The organism is Acetobacter nitrogenifigens DSM 23921 = NBRC 105050, from assembly GCF_000429165.1.
In the GTDB taxonomy this organism is placed as follows: domain Bacteria; phylum Pseudomonadota; class Alphaproteobacteria; order Acetobacterales; family Acetobacteraceae; genus Acetobacter; species Acetobacter nitrogenifigens.
Window position 1 is genome coordinate 223,603 of record NZ_AUBI01000005.1, and the last position, 15,420, is coordinate 239,022.

Annotated in this window: 10 protein-coding genes; 3 read left to right on the forward strand and 7 right to left on the reverse strand. The window is 59.3% G+C overall.

From position 1 onward, the window contains the following. Positions 1-81: 81 nt before the first annotated feature. On the forward strand, positions 82-519 hold the full coding sequence (locus G442_RS24370) for an abortive infection family protein (RefSeq protein WP_084440473.1): 438 nt from the start codon (positions 82-84) through the stop codon (positions 517-519). Positions 520-548: 29 nt separating this feature from the next. Here the strand turns inward: G442_RS24370 and G442_RS25040 are convergent, their stop codons facing one another. The 4 genes from G442_RS25040 to G442_RS0109530 form a co-directional block, all read right to left on the reverse strand. Then, positions 549-860, reverse strand: a complete 312-nt coding sequence (locus tag G442_RS25040) for a hypothetical protein (RefSeq protein WP_146882220.1) — start codon at positions 858-860, stop codon at positions 549-551. Next, positions 860-1,702, reverse strand: a complete 843-nt coding sequence (locus tag G442_RS25045; protein WP_146882222.1) for a hypothetical protein — start codon at positions 1,700-1,702, stop codon at positions 860-862. The genes G442_RS25040 and G442_RS25045 overlap by 1 nt, the downstream gene beginning before the upstream one ends. 108 nt (positions 1,703-1,810) lie before the next feature. After that, entirely contained in the window at positions 1,811-4,171 is a 2,361-nt protein-coding gene (locus G442_RS0109525) for a TonB-dependent receptor (protein WP_161628348.1), read from the reverse strand. Between the two features lie 424 nt (positions 4,172-4,595). Further along, positions 4,596-6,908, reverse strand: coding sequence for a TonB-dependent receptor (locus tag G442_RS0109530; RefSeq protein ID WP_026397821.1), 2,313 nt, complete (start codon positions 6,906-6,908; stop codon positions 4,596-4,598). 315 nt (positions 6,909-7,223) lie between these two features. Here G442_RS0109530 and G442_RS0109535 point away from each other — a divergent pair, with 315 nt between their 5' ends. Next, entirely contained in the window at positions 7,224-7,625 is a 402-nt protein-coding gene (locus G442_RS0109535; RefSeq protein ID WP_026397822.1) for a VOC family protein, read from the forward strand. Between the two features lie 134 nt (positions 7,626-7,759). On the opposite strand, the gene G442_RS0109545 is transcribed toward G442_RS0109535, so the two are convergent. The 3 genes from G442_RS0109545 to lepA all read right to left on the reverse strand — a co-directional run bounded on the left by G442_RS0109545 (position 7,760) and on the right by lepA (position 13,412). Next, complete coding sequence (locus G442_RS0109545; protein ID WP_026397823.1) at positions 7,760-10,138, reverse strand: TonB-dependent siderophore receptor; 2,379 nt, start codon at positions 10,136-10,138, stop codon at positions 7,760-7,762. Between the two features lie 637 nt (positions 10,139-10,775). After that, positions 10,776-11,531: a sulfite exporter TauE/SafE family protein gene (locus G442_RS0109555; protein ID WP_026397824.1), complete on the reverse strand. Its 756-nt coding sequence runs from the start codon at positions 11,529-11,531 to the stop codon at positions 10,776-10,778. Positions 11,532-11,606: 75 nt separating this feature from the next. After that, on the reverse strand, positions 11,607-13,412 hold the full coding sequence (lepA, locus tag G442_RS0109560; RefSeq protein ID WP_026397825.1) for a translation elongation factor 4: 1,806 nt from the start codon (positions 13,410-13,412) through the stop codon (positions 11,607-11,609). Positions 13,413-13,569: 157 nt separating this feature from the next. On the opposite strand from lepA, the gene G442_RS0109565 reads away from it, so the two are divergent. Next, entirely contained in the window at positions 13,570-15,420 is a 1,851-nt protein-coding gene (locus G442_RS0109565; protein WP_035376408.1) for a M3 family oligoendopeptidase, read from the forward strand.

Genomic DNA, 15,420 nt, shown 5'->3' on the forward strand with positions numbered 1-15,420 from the left:
AAAATCAAAGATACTCTCTCACGAGAAGGATTAACATATACTTGCGGTAGTTTACTTGTTAATTCTTGAGCATCTTCTACGATGTCCCTCGAGGACACCGTAAAGCGGCTTGGCTTATCTGGTGTGGACACTGAAATACGACGCGCCCTATCACAAGTAGAAACCGATCCTCATGCCGCGGCGCAATATGCCGCCAACGTCTTGGAAGCCACCCTCAAAGCTTATCTTGAAAAAAAGAAAGAAACGTTCAATAGCAATGATACCTTATCTGATTTATGGAAAACAGCCTCCGGGCTAATCGGTTTACGTCCAGTCGACTGGGACAATAAAGATCTAAAGAAAATTGCGTCCGGATTAAATAATATTGTCGATGGAATCATGCATCTTCGCAATAAAAAAAGTACCGCACACGGAAGATCCGAAGAGGAAATAAGAAATTTCGTTATAAAGCCACGACATGCACGATTGGCCATACACTCCGCTCACACTGTGTCGGCTTATATATTAGAGTTAATGTAAAAAATTGATTATAGTTTTGCCTTTCTAAGTTAACCAGATTTGAAAAATTTTACCATTCTTTGAATAAACGATGGAGGAGGCGATGGAGTTACAGACGGGAACTCCGCAGCCTCATATGCTAACTGCTCATCGGTGACATCATATCTAAAAGCGATAGATTGACGCCATTCAGGTGAAGCCTCCCAACGGTCCAGATATTCATCCTTCTGCGCTCTCGTTAATTGTCGCCAAAAGACAATCCATTGGCTCATATATGCATCTGCCAATCCCTGAGTTGTCGGATCATCCGGCCCCAACCGGGGCACAGCAATCCAAGGCGGGGGATATTCTGTGTCACTCATTAGTTTTCTCCAACTACCTTGGTTGCAGCGAAATACCCCGCGGCGCCGCCAATCACACCGCCGACAGTCGCACTAATGAGTGCGCCCGGCCCCGTTTCAATTCCTACGGCGGCGCCAGCCAAAATCCCTGTTTGCATTCCCGACCATGCGCCTAGCCAACCGCCAAATTGGCGGGCTGTCTCGTGTGCGAGAGGCCTAATTGAGTGTGTTTTATACGACTCTTTAGTCGCCACGCCCAAATCTACTGCGGTAATAACAAACGAAAGAAACTGAACGACTTGCATCGCACGCGTTGCGCGCATCAACTCTATGCTTTTGATTGCCGAGGGCTCTACGCGACGCTCAATCAAGTATTCTGAGTCTCTTTTAACGTCAAGCATCGCCTTTTCTATCTTAGCCAGGCTCGAAGGGTCAGAAAGTTTAAGTTTTGTTATTTCCAATTCTTTAAGAATATCTTCTGTCGTGTATATCTTGCCACCAGACGCCCTCACACGCGCAGCATCGATCCAAAATGGCTCTCCTACAAATCGATCCGCCCCACGGGGTCTCAAACTGGAAGCGGAAATATAAATACTATTATTCATTCCGCTGACATGACGCCATATTTTAACATTTGAATTTAAATCGTGCCCAGAAAATCCAAGTTTCTCCGGCCCAGGATGTACCCTTATACTTCTTCCAAGATCATCTGCCATCTTGCGAGCAATTTCTGGGTCGACAATAACACGTCGGATTATTTTTTGTCGGAAGGGATCAATTTCATCTGCAAGTATAAATACGTGCAGATAGCCCGGAACTTGTGTCAAATCTTGTGATTTATTTTGACTCTGCGAATCGCTCATTTTCAATCAACACCACAAAACGACCACTTAGTCTTGTATATAAAAAATACATCGTCAACAAAAATAGCATTGTACGAGTTTCTATCCCTAATTCTTCACAACACACCATCAATAATCACAAGAAACTCGAGCCCCCACAAACCGGGTCTCACCCGGCGTATACATATACACCGTCAGCGCCTGCCCGCCGGTCTCGTAATAATGCCGGTTCAGGATATTGCTGGCGTAAACCGTCGCCTGCCAGCGCCCGGACGCCGGGCGGAACGTGGCGTGCGCGCCCAGCAGGAAATACGGCGGCAGGCGATAAAAGCCCGTGCCGCCGGGCGTCATCGCCTGACTGCCGCGATATGACCAGTCCGGGCCAAACTCCAGCGCGTAGTCACGCGTCAGTTGCTGCCGCCATTCCGCCGAGCCGTTCAGCGTAAGCTTCGGCTGCCCCATGTCCACGCCTGAAAAATTGTCGTTGATAGCCTTCCACACGCCGTATTTCTTGTAATAGGCGTTGGTGGCGGCGCGGTTGGTCGTCGGGAAGTTCTGGAACGTTCCGCGCTGCCAGCCGATATTCTGCGTGATGAACAGTTGCGGCAGAGGCCGCGCCTCGATCGTGGCCTCGAACCCCCAGCTTTCGGATTTCGGCGCGTTGGTGATCTCGCTCAGCGGCCCGTAATCGGGAATCAGCACCGTGCCCAGAATCTGCTGGTTGTGATAATCGTTGTAGAACGCGGCGGCGTTGATGCGCAGCCTGTTCGGAATCGGATCGCTCTTGATCCCGACTTCATATGTCAGAACCGTCTCCGGCTTGAACGGGTCGAGCTGCGCCTGAATCTGCGTGTTGTTCGCGGTGAAACCACCGGGTTTGAAGCCCTTGCTCATCTTGTAATAGAGCATGGCGTGGGCTGCGACCTGCCATGACACGCCGACCTGCCCTGCGAACTGGTTGGACGCCGTGTTCTGGCTGTGGAAGTTCAGCGTGCTTCCACCTGCGCCATAGATGACGGATTGCAGGCCGGTGACGCCCCGATCATCCAGCGCATGCAGCAGCCCGGCCCATATTTTGACGCCGTGCGGCAGGCGATAGCTGACATTGCCGAATTCCGACGTGCTTTCCTGATTGATGCCGAAGCTGGTGCCGGACATATAACCGCGCGCGGAATAATCCGTGTAATCGAAGAAAAATTCCTGATTCATCCGGCTGCGCTGATAGATCGCGCCGACGACCCATTGCAGCCGGTCTTCCGGGTGGGAGGATTGCAGACGCGCTTCCTGCGTGAAGGTGTTGGCGTCGATGTTGCGATAGGTGTCGCCCTCCGCCCGCATCGTCGCGTCCTGATCGGTGTACTCGCCCTCGCGTTCGGTCTCGAACGCGCTGATCGTGGTCAGGGTGACGGGGCCGAAATCGTGGACGATATGCAGGTCCGCGCCCCAGAACTGATCATGTTCGCTGGGCTTCAGGCTGGCGCTGCGCCCGACCAGCTTGGCGAAGGCGGGGCGGATGTCCCACTCCGACTGTTTCCAGCCGACATTCGGCAGGGAGCCGGAGCCGAGCAGGCGGTTGATCGGGATCGCGCCGACGACCTGGCTGTCGTCCTGCGTGAAGTGGCCGGACAGGGTGACGGTCGTGTGGCTGTCGGGTTTCCATTGCAGCTTGCCGCGCAACGCCCACAGATCGGCGTCGCCCAGATGCGCGCCGTTGACCGGGTTGGTCTGCCAGCCGCCGCCGTGCTGCGTCTGTCCCGAAAGACGGAAAGTCAGGCCTTTGGCGAGCGGCCCGGAGATATAGGCCACGCTGCGGCTGCGGGCGTAGGAGGCGATGTCCTCGCTCGCCCCCGCGTGCCATGTGCTGGTGGGGTCGGCGGTGCGGAGCATGACCTCGCCGCCTGTATCGGACAGGCCATGCGTCGTGCCGACCGGGCCGGGCGTGACGGTGGCGCCGGCCAGGTCGAACATCATGCCGTTCGTCATGGTGGAATAGATGAACGGCACGTCGTCGTAATAGGTCAGGACGGGGCCGGTGTTGTTCTGCGTGAAGTCGTTGAAGCCGACGCCGCGCAGGTAGAAATTGGTGGAAGCCGTGCCGTTGATGCTCTGGATGGTCAGGTTCGGCGCGACGCGCTCCAGCCCGCGCAGGGTGACGACGCCGCGTTCGATCAGGCGCGCGGCCGTCAGATGCGTGGAGGCGTCTGCTTCCTGCTGCGCTTCGGGGTAGTTGAAGTCGCGGCGCTGCCCTGTGACCTGCACCGCTTCGTGCGCGGGCGGCGCGTGACGGGCGGCCGTGGCGGGCTTTATGGCGCGGACTGGCGATTGCGTCTGTGCGGCGCGGGTCGTGGGCTGGCTTATCGGTCGCCGCGCTTCATGGCTGCGGGCCGCGTGCCTGTTGACTGCCTGAACACGATGGACCGAGGCGCTCGGCGATGCTGCATCAGGGCTCGGGGCGCCTTGGCTCGCCACGCTTTGGGCCGCTGCCCCCATTGTGATCAGGGGCGTCCCGGCGAAGACCGCAGCCGTCAGGAACAGGGCGTGACGCCTCAGGTTTTTCTGGCGGGCGGGCGTGACGGAGCGGCGCCGCTCGTCCTCAATGCGATAGGGCGCTGGCGTCACAGTTTTTTTGTCCTTTTTCACCGCTCGAAAAGGCGCGTTGCGCGCGCGTGTCGGAGCGGCCTTAGAGCCTGTCTGGAAATGTGCGCCGGGAGCCAGTGCGGCCCGCCTCCGGCGCGTGTTTCCGGGCATCGGAGCGGAGCGGCCTTGAGGGCCGCACGCACCGAAGCACAGGAAACGCGCGCTGGATCGCCACCAGCGTGCATTTCAAAAACGGGCTCTTACACCATATCCGGCGAACCGTCAGCGGCGCACGCTCACTATGGCGCCCAGGTGTCGCATCTCTGCCTCGGTCGGATCAGAAATCGACGGTCATGGAGAACTTGAACGTTCTGGGCATGCCTTGCAGCAGGTAGCCGTTGAAAGCGGACGACCAGTAGCTTTTGTTGGCGATGTTATCGACGCCAAAGCGCGCCGTGATCGGTTTTTTCCCTGCGAGGAACGTGTAGCGCGCGGCGACGTCGAATGTCGTCCAGACCGGCAGATGCATGGTGTTGCCGACATTGACCATCTGCTTGCCGGTGTTGACCACGCGCCCGACGACTGTCGCGCCTTTCAGGAACGGCAGGTCGTATTCGATGTTGCCGTTGATGGTGTAGTTCGGCACGCCGATGGCGGTGTGGCCGTTGTTCGCGCCGTTCGCCGTGCGGCGCAGGTCCGCGTCGGTCAGGGTGAGGCCGCCGTTGAAGCGCAGACCGGGGAGAATTTCGCCGTTCAGCATCAACTCCATGCCGCGATTACGCTGCATGCCATCGACGCGGAAAATGTTGTAACCCGTGTTTCCGTAGGCCTCTGTGTACGAGTTGGGTTGCGATATCTGGTAGAATGCGATGGTCGCGGCCAGACGGCCGATGTCGTATTTCGCACCGACTTCGTACTGCACGCTCTGATACGGCGAAAAGACCTGCCCCAGATTGATCAGGTTCGTGCCGGTCGCCTGCGGCCCTGCGGACAGTCCTTCGATACGGTTGAAGTAGATAGCAGTCTGCTTCGTCGGGTGGATCACAAGCCCTACGACCGGCGTGAACGCGCCCTTGTCGTACCCCGTGGCGAGACTACCGTTTCCTGCGTAGCTGTAACTGTTTTCAAGAATGTCCTGATAACGAAAACCAGCGGTCAGGGCGATACGGTCATGCCAGAACGTCATCGTGTCTGAAAAATACAGGCTGTACATCTTGGTCCAGGCCGATTTCAACGGGTCCGAGATGTTGCCGCCGACCAGATTCTCTCCGGGTTGGGCTATCTGCTGCGTGGAGTACAGATTGCTGCGCAGGGGCACGGCGTTATTGTAATACATGGCGTAGGCCGTGTTTGCCTGCTCCCAGAGAGCCGAACCGCCTGCGTTGATCTCATGGTGAATCGGGCCAGTGTCCACATGGGCGCGCACACCGGCCCGGGTGCTTTCATTCTGTTCCTGATACGGCACGTACATGCTGCCGATCGTGCCTGCGCCCGTAGTTGCGTCCGTGACTGTCAGTGACGAGTAGTTTCCTTTCTCACTGCTGCCGAGAGACCCGAAAGCGCCATATACGGTCACATGTTTACCGAAATCGTGTTCAATGTTCATCATGCCGAACAGGTAATTCAGGTCCGCATATGTCCAGCGCTGGCCGAAATTATGCGACGCCTTCGCCGGGCGCGGAACCGACGTCACGCCGGAGCCAAGAAACACGCCCCCCCTGCCCCACTGCACGTTCTGGTTCTGGAACGCCATGTCGAGCGTTATGCGGGTAGCGTCGTCATGCCAGTCAAAATCGCCGCCGACGACAGCGTCATGCCGGTGTTCGTGGTCGATGGAAGTCTGGCCGTCCATGCCTGCGGCGTTCAGACGAAACCCATAGGCCTGATCGCGCCCGAACCTGCGACCGAAATCGACCGCGCCGCCGCCCTGCCCGCTGCTGGTGTAATCGGCGGTCAATCTGTTCAACGGCGCGACCTCCGCGTGCTTGAACATCAGGTTGATGTTGCCGCCGATCGCCGATCCGCTCGGCGCCGCGCCATTCAGAAACGCGCTGGCGCCGTTGAGCACCTGCACCTGATCGTAAAGCTGCGGGGAGACGAGCTGCCGGGGGATGATGCCGTAGAGGCCGTTCGCCGCCACGTCGTCGCCGTCCACAGGAAAGCCGCGGATGACGAACATTTCGGAGAAATTGCCGTAGCCCATGGTGGTGCGGACCGACGGGTCATTTTGCAGCACTTCGCCCAGCGTCTGCGACTGCTGATTCAGAATCAGACTGGAGTTATAGCTGCGGATGTTGAACGGAACGTCGATGCCCTTCTTGTTCCCCAGCGCGCCGAGTTGCCCCCCGCTGCTGACCAGCATGCGGTTGCGTCGCTCCGCCGTCACGAGAATGTTCTCGCGAGCGGTCGCAGCGACGCCCGCGCCCGCCGGGCCGCCCACAGGAATTGCTGCAGTCGAGACGTTCGGGGACGGGGCGTTCGTTGGCGTGACGGCCGCGGGAACAACCCGCGCTGGCGCTGCTTTCGCCGCGTGCGTCTTTGATTTCGCGTGATGATGATGCGTATCAGCGGCCCATGCCTGCGTGACGCTCGCTCCTGCGAGCAGAAGGCTCGACAGGCAGAGGCGTCTCAGGGTGCTTCGGCTGGACATCGTGGACATGACTCGACGCGCTTTCGGAAAGGGGACCAATCTGCGCGATGCGTTAATAAGAATAACTCTCACTTGCAAGCGCAGTCTGACCCATATCCGACCGGCGACGTCCGCAGTCCTGCGTCTGCGGCATGAAGGCAACACTTCCCGCGCTGGTTGGACCTCACTTTTCGAAGGCTCGGCGCCCGATGTGCGGCGGCGACGTTATTACCGGATACGTTTGAGGCCAATGCGGCAAGCTTCTATGAACCGGGTGACGTCTTGCATGACCGCTGCGACGGAAACCCTCACAAATCGGGAAAGGCACCCATCACCATGGCAAAAATGATTCACTCTATGATCCGAGTGCTCAACGAGCAGGCGTCCCTCGAATTCTATGACAAGGCATTTGGTCTAAAGGTCGCTGAACGGTTCACATTCGACGATTTCACCCTCGTCTACCTGTCAAACGACGAGCAGAGCTTCGAACTGGAATTGACGATCAATAACGACCGCGACCGCCCGTACGAACTCGGCGATGGTTATGGGCATCTCGCGGTTTCAGTCGCTGATCTGGAGGCAGAACACGCACGCATAGAAGGCGCCGGGCTGCAGCCGTTGCCCATCAAGGAGCTTTCCTGTGGCGATCGGTTCGTCGGGAAATTTTTCTTCATTTCGGATCCCGACGGCTACAAGATCGAGGTTCTGCAACGCGGCGCACCCGGGCGCTCACTCTGAGAGCGTAATTTCCGTCATGGCGCTGCTTCAGGCCTCAATCGCGAGGTCTGAAGCATTCGGCACTCCCGTCGAACAGGGAGACTACGTCACGCGACCAGCGGCGGCTATTCCTGCCGCCTGACAAATGCGCCCACTCAAAACTCGGCTGACAGAGTAAAATGATAGACGCGCGGCAGTCCGGCGTAGAGGCTGGAGGCCGCGCCAGACGTGCCGCTCGGCGCGCCGGTGTAAACGGAAGCCCAGTACCGTTCGTTTGTGACGTTGCTGACGCCGAAGCGCACGACCCACGGGAAACGATACACGTTGAAGGCGTACCGCGTGCCCAGTTCCAGCGTCGTGTAAGATCCGGTGTGCAGCGTGTTGGTGACGTTCGCCGCGCGGTTGCCCATGTAGTGGACGCCAGCGTTGAAGGCCCATCCGGATGCGAAGGCGCCCAACGAGGCGGGCAGTCGATAATCCAGCAATATACTGGCCTGAAGCGGCGCAGCGCCGACGATTTCTTTTTTGTTGAGAGACGGGGACGACGCCTTGACCAGTTCGGCGTCCAGCCAGGTCATCCCGGCAAGAACGGAGAGGTTAGGCAGCACTTCGCCGGAAATCTGGGCTTCGACGCCGTAATTGCGTTGCGTGCCGCCATATTCGTACGTCTGGCAATTGCTCCCTGCCGCGCAACCCGTTGGGTTCGATGCGGAAACATACAGGGCGTAAGGCGACGTCATCCGAAAGCCGTCAATATTGACCTGCATGTTCTTGTATCGAAGCTTGTAGCCAACTTCGTATTCTTCGGAATGTGCGATGGGGAGAGCGATGTTCGTATTGGTATAGCTGGCGCTGTTCGGCGTGACGGGACCGGCTTCAACCGATTTCCCATAGGTGAAATAGAAGGTCTGATTTTTAGTCGGCTTGTAAATCAGGCTGGCTGTAGGGCTGAAAGCTGCGGAAGTATCAAACGTTTTCCTGAGCGCGCTCTGGGCGTTAAGCGCGCTTTCCTGATTGATCCAGCTCCACGAAAGGGTGCCCATGATCGACCAGTGTTCATTGAATTTAATAGTGTCGCCAACGATAAAAGACTGGCTGGTCACGCTGCTGGATTTATAGCGCCCACGATAATACGGCTGAGAACCCCTGTTCGCCGTGGTCTCGTACAGGTTTCCAAAACCCAGGTTCTGCGCGCTGGTCACCCCGGCCACCGGGTTGTAATTCCCCATCATGTAGCCGTTGGTGCCTATGACGAGGTCATGCTGGATGGGACCAGTGTGAACGCGCCCATTAATATAGGCCATGTTGCTGCCGACACGAAAATCATCCGCAGTGGTGGTGGCGGTCGCCCTCGAACTGTACCAGCCATCGCTGCCTTTTCGTCCGCCGCAGGTGCTGCTGCCGTCGCACAACGTGTCGGTTACGCCGAAAGACTGCCGCGCCGCATCCTGATAAAGGCCGCCGAGCGTAAAGCTCCAGTTCTCATTGAATTCATGCTTGATTTTGGCAAGAAAGGTATTGGTCTCCATGTGATAGCCGCTCCAGTCCGGAGCCAGACGCTTGCTGAGGTCCGGGGCCTCAGGCAATTTATCTCCACCAACGCCTGTCGCCAGAATGCCGAACGCGGGCGCCCCGCCGCGCTGATCATACGTGTAATGACTGGCGTCAATTTCAATAACTGTTTTTCTGTCAAGGTGAATATCGAAATCACCGCTCACCATGTCGCGACGCAGCCAACTGCCCTGCGCGTATGACGTGCCGTTCGCGTGCAGCAGGTTCAGACGATATCCGAACCAGCCGTTCCGACCCACGCGGCCTGAGATATCTCCATTGACCGTAGGCGTTCCGATGGAATCCACGCCAATCGAGAACCGTTCCGTGCGACGGTCGGTAGGGCGTTTCAGCGTATATTCGAAGACGCCAGCCGGATTCTGGGGTCCGTACATGGCGCCGGCGAGGCCATTCAGAACTTGCAGGTTATCGACCTGCTCAGCCGGATATGGCGTGGTGGAAACCACGTTCAGGCCGTCAAGCCGGGAGTTGGCGACCACATCAGCCTCAAAACCGCGCGACTGCGGACGTGAGGTATTGGGGTCGCCTCGGATCTCCAACTGCACGGACGGCAAATATTGCGCAATGTCGTTCAGGTTGCGGATTTGCTGATTGATGATGACGTCGTGCGGGACGCCCATGACGGAATAAGGCGTATCCAGCGTGTCGCGGTTACCCAGCGGTCCCAGATAGACGGTTTTATTCATATACCTGGCGTGGGCGCCGTCGGCCACATGATGACCATGAACCGTGACCGTTTCGCCGCCTGAACCGTCAAGCGTCCCCGCGATCGGGGTCGTGGAAGCGGATTTTGGTCCCTGGGCGGCCTTGTTCACGCCGACTTTTGCCGTGGCTGACTTGGCTGGTTGTACCTTCTTTTCAGGAGCGGAAGCAGGAGCCGGCGCAGCAGCCAGCGCTGACGTTGTCAGCAGGAACGTGGCAAGCATGCCGATACAAAACGGATTGTAAGAACGGTCGTGCATAAGTGGGCAGAGTCCGCGACTGAGCTGGGAAAGGAACAGTTCAACTCTCTGCCAAGCGCGCCTCGGGATGTCTATATACAAACAGACACATTTCTGTATCGGACCGTATACAACCGTAGGGTGATGCAAAAATAATACAGCCGACCACACGTCTCTTGAGACGTGCGTCGATTCATTTCGGCGAGAGCCCCGACGGGCTTTGCCCCTGCCGAAAGGTTGTTTTCTGGGCGTAGCGATGTTCCGGCCCCCTCGGGTTAACAAGGAAACGCTCATTGATTTTCATATCTTACAAAGCAGCGAGATATTTTTCCGAAGATTCCCGCAGTCCGTTTTTGGCGCAATAACCGCTTTGTCCGCCGCTCCCGAAGCTTATCAACAATAAGTTCGTCGCTCTGCCCCTTGCCAGCGACGACGGTCAGAAACCGACTTCATCACGTGAAGCCCGGCTTTCATGAGGTCCGCCCTCAGACCGGCGGGCAGCGACGCCGCCTTCCGCGCCGTCGACAATGACACAAATTTCCGACTTTATTTCGATATCGCACACGGACAGATGTCGTTGTCGCCTGATGAGACAGGCCTCATTCCCGACGCGCGTTAGCCGACCAGATACGTCATCCAGAATGGATGCTTCGCTAGGTCAGATAACACCCGGAAACCACAGACGGGCGAAAAACGCCGCCGTCACGAGAGCAGTCGCAACAATGGTCATCGCGCGAACGACGCCTGACGGCAGACGACGCCCCAACCGTGCGCCCAGCACGCCACCCAGCAATCCACCAAGCAGGGCTACAATCACGCCGGGCCAGCTTATGGCTCCCGCAACGATGAAGGCCGCAATGGCGGCTGTGTTCGCCAGCGTGACCATTAAGGTTCGCGGTCCGTTAAGCGATTTGATGTCCCGCTCGCCAAGCAACGACCATGCCGCCAGCATCATCAATCCGACCGCGCCCCCAAAATAGCCGCCGTAGACGCCCAGCCCGAACTGAATCAGCAGAATCGGACCGCGACGCAGTTTGCCGTGCAGCGCGTCCCCCACCCTCCTGCCAAAGGCCAGCGCGAGCGTCGCCAGAAGCAGCAGCCACGGCACGATCTCGTCGAACGCCCTACCCGGCGTGAAAAGCAGCAACAGACCGCCAGCCAATCCGCCGACAAGGGTGACGGGCGCGAGGCGCTGGAGCGAAACCCCGCACACCGGATGGAGCCCGGCGCGATAGGTCCATGCGCTGGCGACTCCTCCAGGCCACAGGGCGACCGTGCTGGAGGCATTGGCGGTAACGGGCGGAAGTCCGGCGGCCAGAAATGCGGGGAACATGACGAACGAGCCGCCGCCAGCCAGCGCATTCATCGCGCCAGCAAGCGTCCCCGCAATGAACAACAACGAAAGATGGTCCATCGCCCGACGCTGCGCCCGGCGGAAACGCGGTTCAAGATCGCGCAGATCGGACGCGCGACAACGTGAAATCCGCGATCAGCGATCCATCTTGAGGGCGGCGAGGAATGCGCTCTGCGGGATTTCGACCTTGCCGAACTGCCGCATACGCTTCTTACCCTCTTTCTGCTTCTCCAGCAGCTTGCGTTTACGCGAGATGTCGCCGCCGTAGCACTTGGCGGTGACGTCCTTGGACATCGCGCCGATCGTCTCGCGCGCGATCACCCGCGAACCGATCGCCGCCTGAATAGCGATCTTGAACAACTGGCGCGGGATCAGGTCTTTCAGGCGTGCGCAGATCGCCCGCCCCCGGCTTTCCGCCGCCGAGCGATGCGCGACGAAAGACAGCGCGTCCACCGGCTCCTGATTGACCAGAATAGAGATGCGGACGAGATCGCTCTCTTCGTATCCGTCCATCTGGTAGTCGAAGCTGGCGTAACCACGCGTCAGGGACTTCAGACGATCGTAGAAGTCGAACACCACCTCGTTCAGCGGCAGGCGGTAAACCGCCATCGCGCGGTTGCCGACATAGGTAAGGTCGACCTGCGTCCCGCGCCGCTCGGAGCACAGCGTCAGGACCGACCCCAGATACTCGTCCGGAACCATGATCGTCGCCTTGATCCAGGGCTCGTCGATCCGCTCGATCAGCGACGGATCCGGCATGTCCGCCGGGTTGTGCAGATCTTCGGTTTCCCCGTTCGTCCGCGTGATGTGATAAACGACGGACGGCGCCGTCGCGATCAGATCGAGGTCGAACTCGCGCGACAGACGCTCCTGAATGATCTCCAGATGCAGCAGCCCAAGGAAGCCACAACGGAAACCGAACCCGAGCGCGGCTGACGTCTCCGCCTCATAATGGAACGACGCATCGTTCAGGCGCAGCTTCGCCAGACTGTCGCGCAGCTTCTCGAAATCGTCGGCGTTCACAGGGAACAGGCCGCACCACACCACAGGGATGGAAGGCTTGAAGCCGGCCAGAGGCTCATCGGCAGGTTTGCGGTCGTCCGTGATCGTATCGCCGACATTGCAGTCCGCGACGGTTTTGATCGCAGCGTTGATGTAGCCCATCTCGCCCGGTCCGAGATCATCCACCGCGACCATGCGCGGGGCGAAGACGCCGACCTGATCGACCATATGCACGGCGCCGCTGGACATCATCCGGATACGCGCACCCTTGCGCAGGCGGCCTTCCTTTATGCGGACCAGAATCACGACGCCGAGATACGGGTCGTACCAGCTGTCGACCAGCATCGCCTTCAGCGGCTTCTCCGCGTCGCCAACCGGCGGCGGCAGGCGCGTCACGATGGCTTCCAGCACGCCTTCGATATTCAGGCCCGTCTTGGCGGAAATCTCGACCGCGTCGTCGGCTGGAATGCCGATCACTTCCTCGATCTGCGCCTTCACCTTCTCCGGCTCGGCCGCCGGAAGATCGACCTTGTTGAGGATCGGCACGATCTCGTGGCCTGCGTCGATGGCCTGATACACGTTGGCCAGCGTCTGCGCCTCGACGCCCTGCGAGGCGTCGACGACCAGCAGCGATCCCTCGCACGCCGCGAGCGACCGGCTGACCTCATAGGCGAAGTCGACATGGCCAGGCGTGTCCATCAGGTTGAGGACGTACGTGTTGCCGTCCTTCGCCGGATAGGTCAGGCGCACGGTCTGCGCCTTGATGGTGATTCCACGCTCGCGTTCGATGTCCATGTTGTCGAGGACCTGGTTGGTCATCTCGCGCGCGGACAGGGCCCCGCAGGCCTGAATCAGACGGTCGGCCAGCGTCGACTTGCCGTGGTCGATATGGGCGATGATCGAAAAGTTACGGATCAACTGGAGCGAGGTATCGGTCATGCGCGTCCCATAGGCGATAAACCGGGAAAAGTCAGCCATCCAGATGCGCAAAGATTCACCTGCTGAACCCATGCCCGGCTCCTCGCGAGCAAAGTAATGAAGAGGCGCCCCGCCGCGTGGTCTCGCCTCCTGTTTGAGGCCGCGCTACAGTTCCCGCATGGCTTATGAATTTTCGCGCCCCCATCGCGGATCGACCGCTGACTCCCGCTTCTCTCCAGACGGCGCGAACGGCCCGTCGGCGCGCCTGAACGACGGCGAACCGCCGCGTTGGGACCTTTCCGATCTCTACGCCGCCCCCGACTCGCAGGAACTCGTCGCCGACAGGACGCGCGCAGCCGAAGACGCCCGCGCGTTTCAGGACACCTATCGCGGTCGCGTCGCGAGCCTGAGCGGCACGGAACTCGCAGCGGCGATCGAGACCTACGAAGCCATCGACGAGACCCTTGGCAGGATCGGCTCCTTCGCGTCCCTGTCGTTCTCGGCCGACATGTCGAACGCGGGCGTCGCCAAATTCAACCAGTCGGTGACGGAGACCCTGTCGGACATCTCCTCCAGCCTGCTGTTCTTCACGCTGGAACTGAACCGGATCGAGGACGCGGAACTCGAACTGAAGCTTCAGACGCCGGAGTTGGCCCTCTGGCGTCCCTTCCTTCGCGATCTGCGCATGTTCCGCGCCCATCAGCTCGCCGACGACATCGAACAGGTGCTGCTGGAAAAATCCGTCACCGGCGCGAGCGCATGGCGCCGCCTTTATGACGAACATCTCGCTGCCCTGCGCATACCTTTCGACGGCGCCTCCCTGACGCTCGGCGATGCGCTCAACCGCATGTCCGACCCAAGTCGCGCCGTGCGTGAGCGGGCCGCCAAGGCGGTCGGCGCCGCGTTGCAGGACAACCTGCGCCTGCTCTCTCTGGTCACCAACACGCTGGCCAAGGACAAGGCGATCTCGGACAAGCTGCGCGGTTACGCGCGCCCCGAATCCTACCGCAACGTCTCGAACATGGTCGAAGACGAAGTCGTCGACGCCCTGGTCTCCGCCGTCGTCGCCGATTACCCGCGCCTCTCCCATCGCTATTACGCGCTCAAGGCGAAGTGGCTCGGGCTTGAGAAGCTGGAGCATTGGGACCGCAACGCGCCGCTGCCGGACGTGAATGAGAGCGACATTTCCTGGCTCGAGGCGACGCGCATCGTGCGACAGGCGTATGACGGCTTTGATCCCCGGCTTGGACGGATCGTCGGCGAATTTCTCGACAAGCCGTGGATCGACGCAGCGCCCGTGCCGGGCAAATCCTCCGGCGCCTTCGCGCACCCGACCGTGCCGTCCGCGCATCCCTATATCCTGATGAATTTCCGCGGCCGCACCCGCGACGTCATGACCCTTGCGCACGAAATCGGACACGGCGTGCATCAGACGCTCGCCGGGAAGCAGGGCTATTTCATGTCCGCAACCCCACTGACGCTGGCCGAGACCGCCAGCGTCTTTGGCGAGATGCTGACGTTCCAGCACCTGCTCGACGCCGAGAAAGACCCGACGCAACGACGGCTGATGCTCGCGTCCAAGGTCGAGGACATGCTGAACACGGTCGTCCGGCAGATCGCCTTCTATCGCTTCGAGAGCCTCGTGCATAACGAACGCCGCGACGGGGAGCTTCTGCCGGAGCGGATCGGCGAATTGTGGCGTCAGGTGCAGACGGAAAGCCTCGGCCCGGCTTTCAACTTCACGTCGGATTACGACACGTACTGGTCATACGTCCCGCACTTCATCCATTCGCCGTTCTACGTCTACGCATACGCGTTCGGCGACTGCTTGGTGAATGCCCTGTATGGCGTGTATCGCGAAAATAGCTTCGGTTTTCAGGACAAATACGTCGACATGCTGCAAGCAGGCGGCACGCTGCGTCACAAGGAGCTGCTCGCGCCGTTCGGACTGGACGCCAGTGACCCTGCGTTCTGGCGCAAGGGGCTGGACGTGATTTCCGGCTTCATAGATCAGTTGGAGAACGCCTGA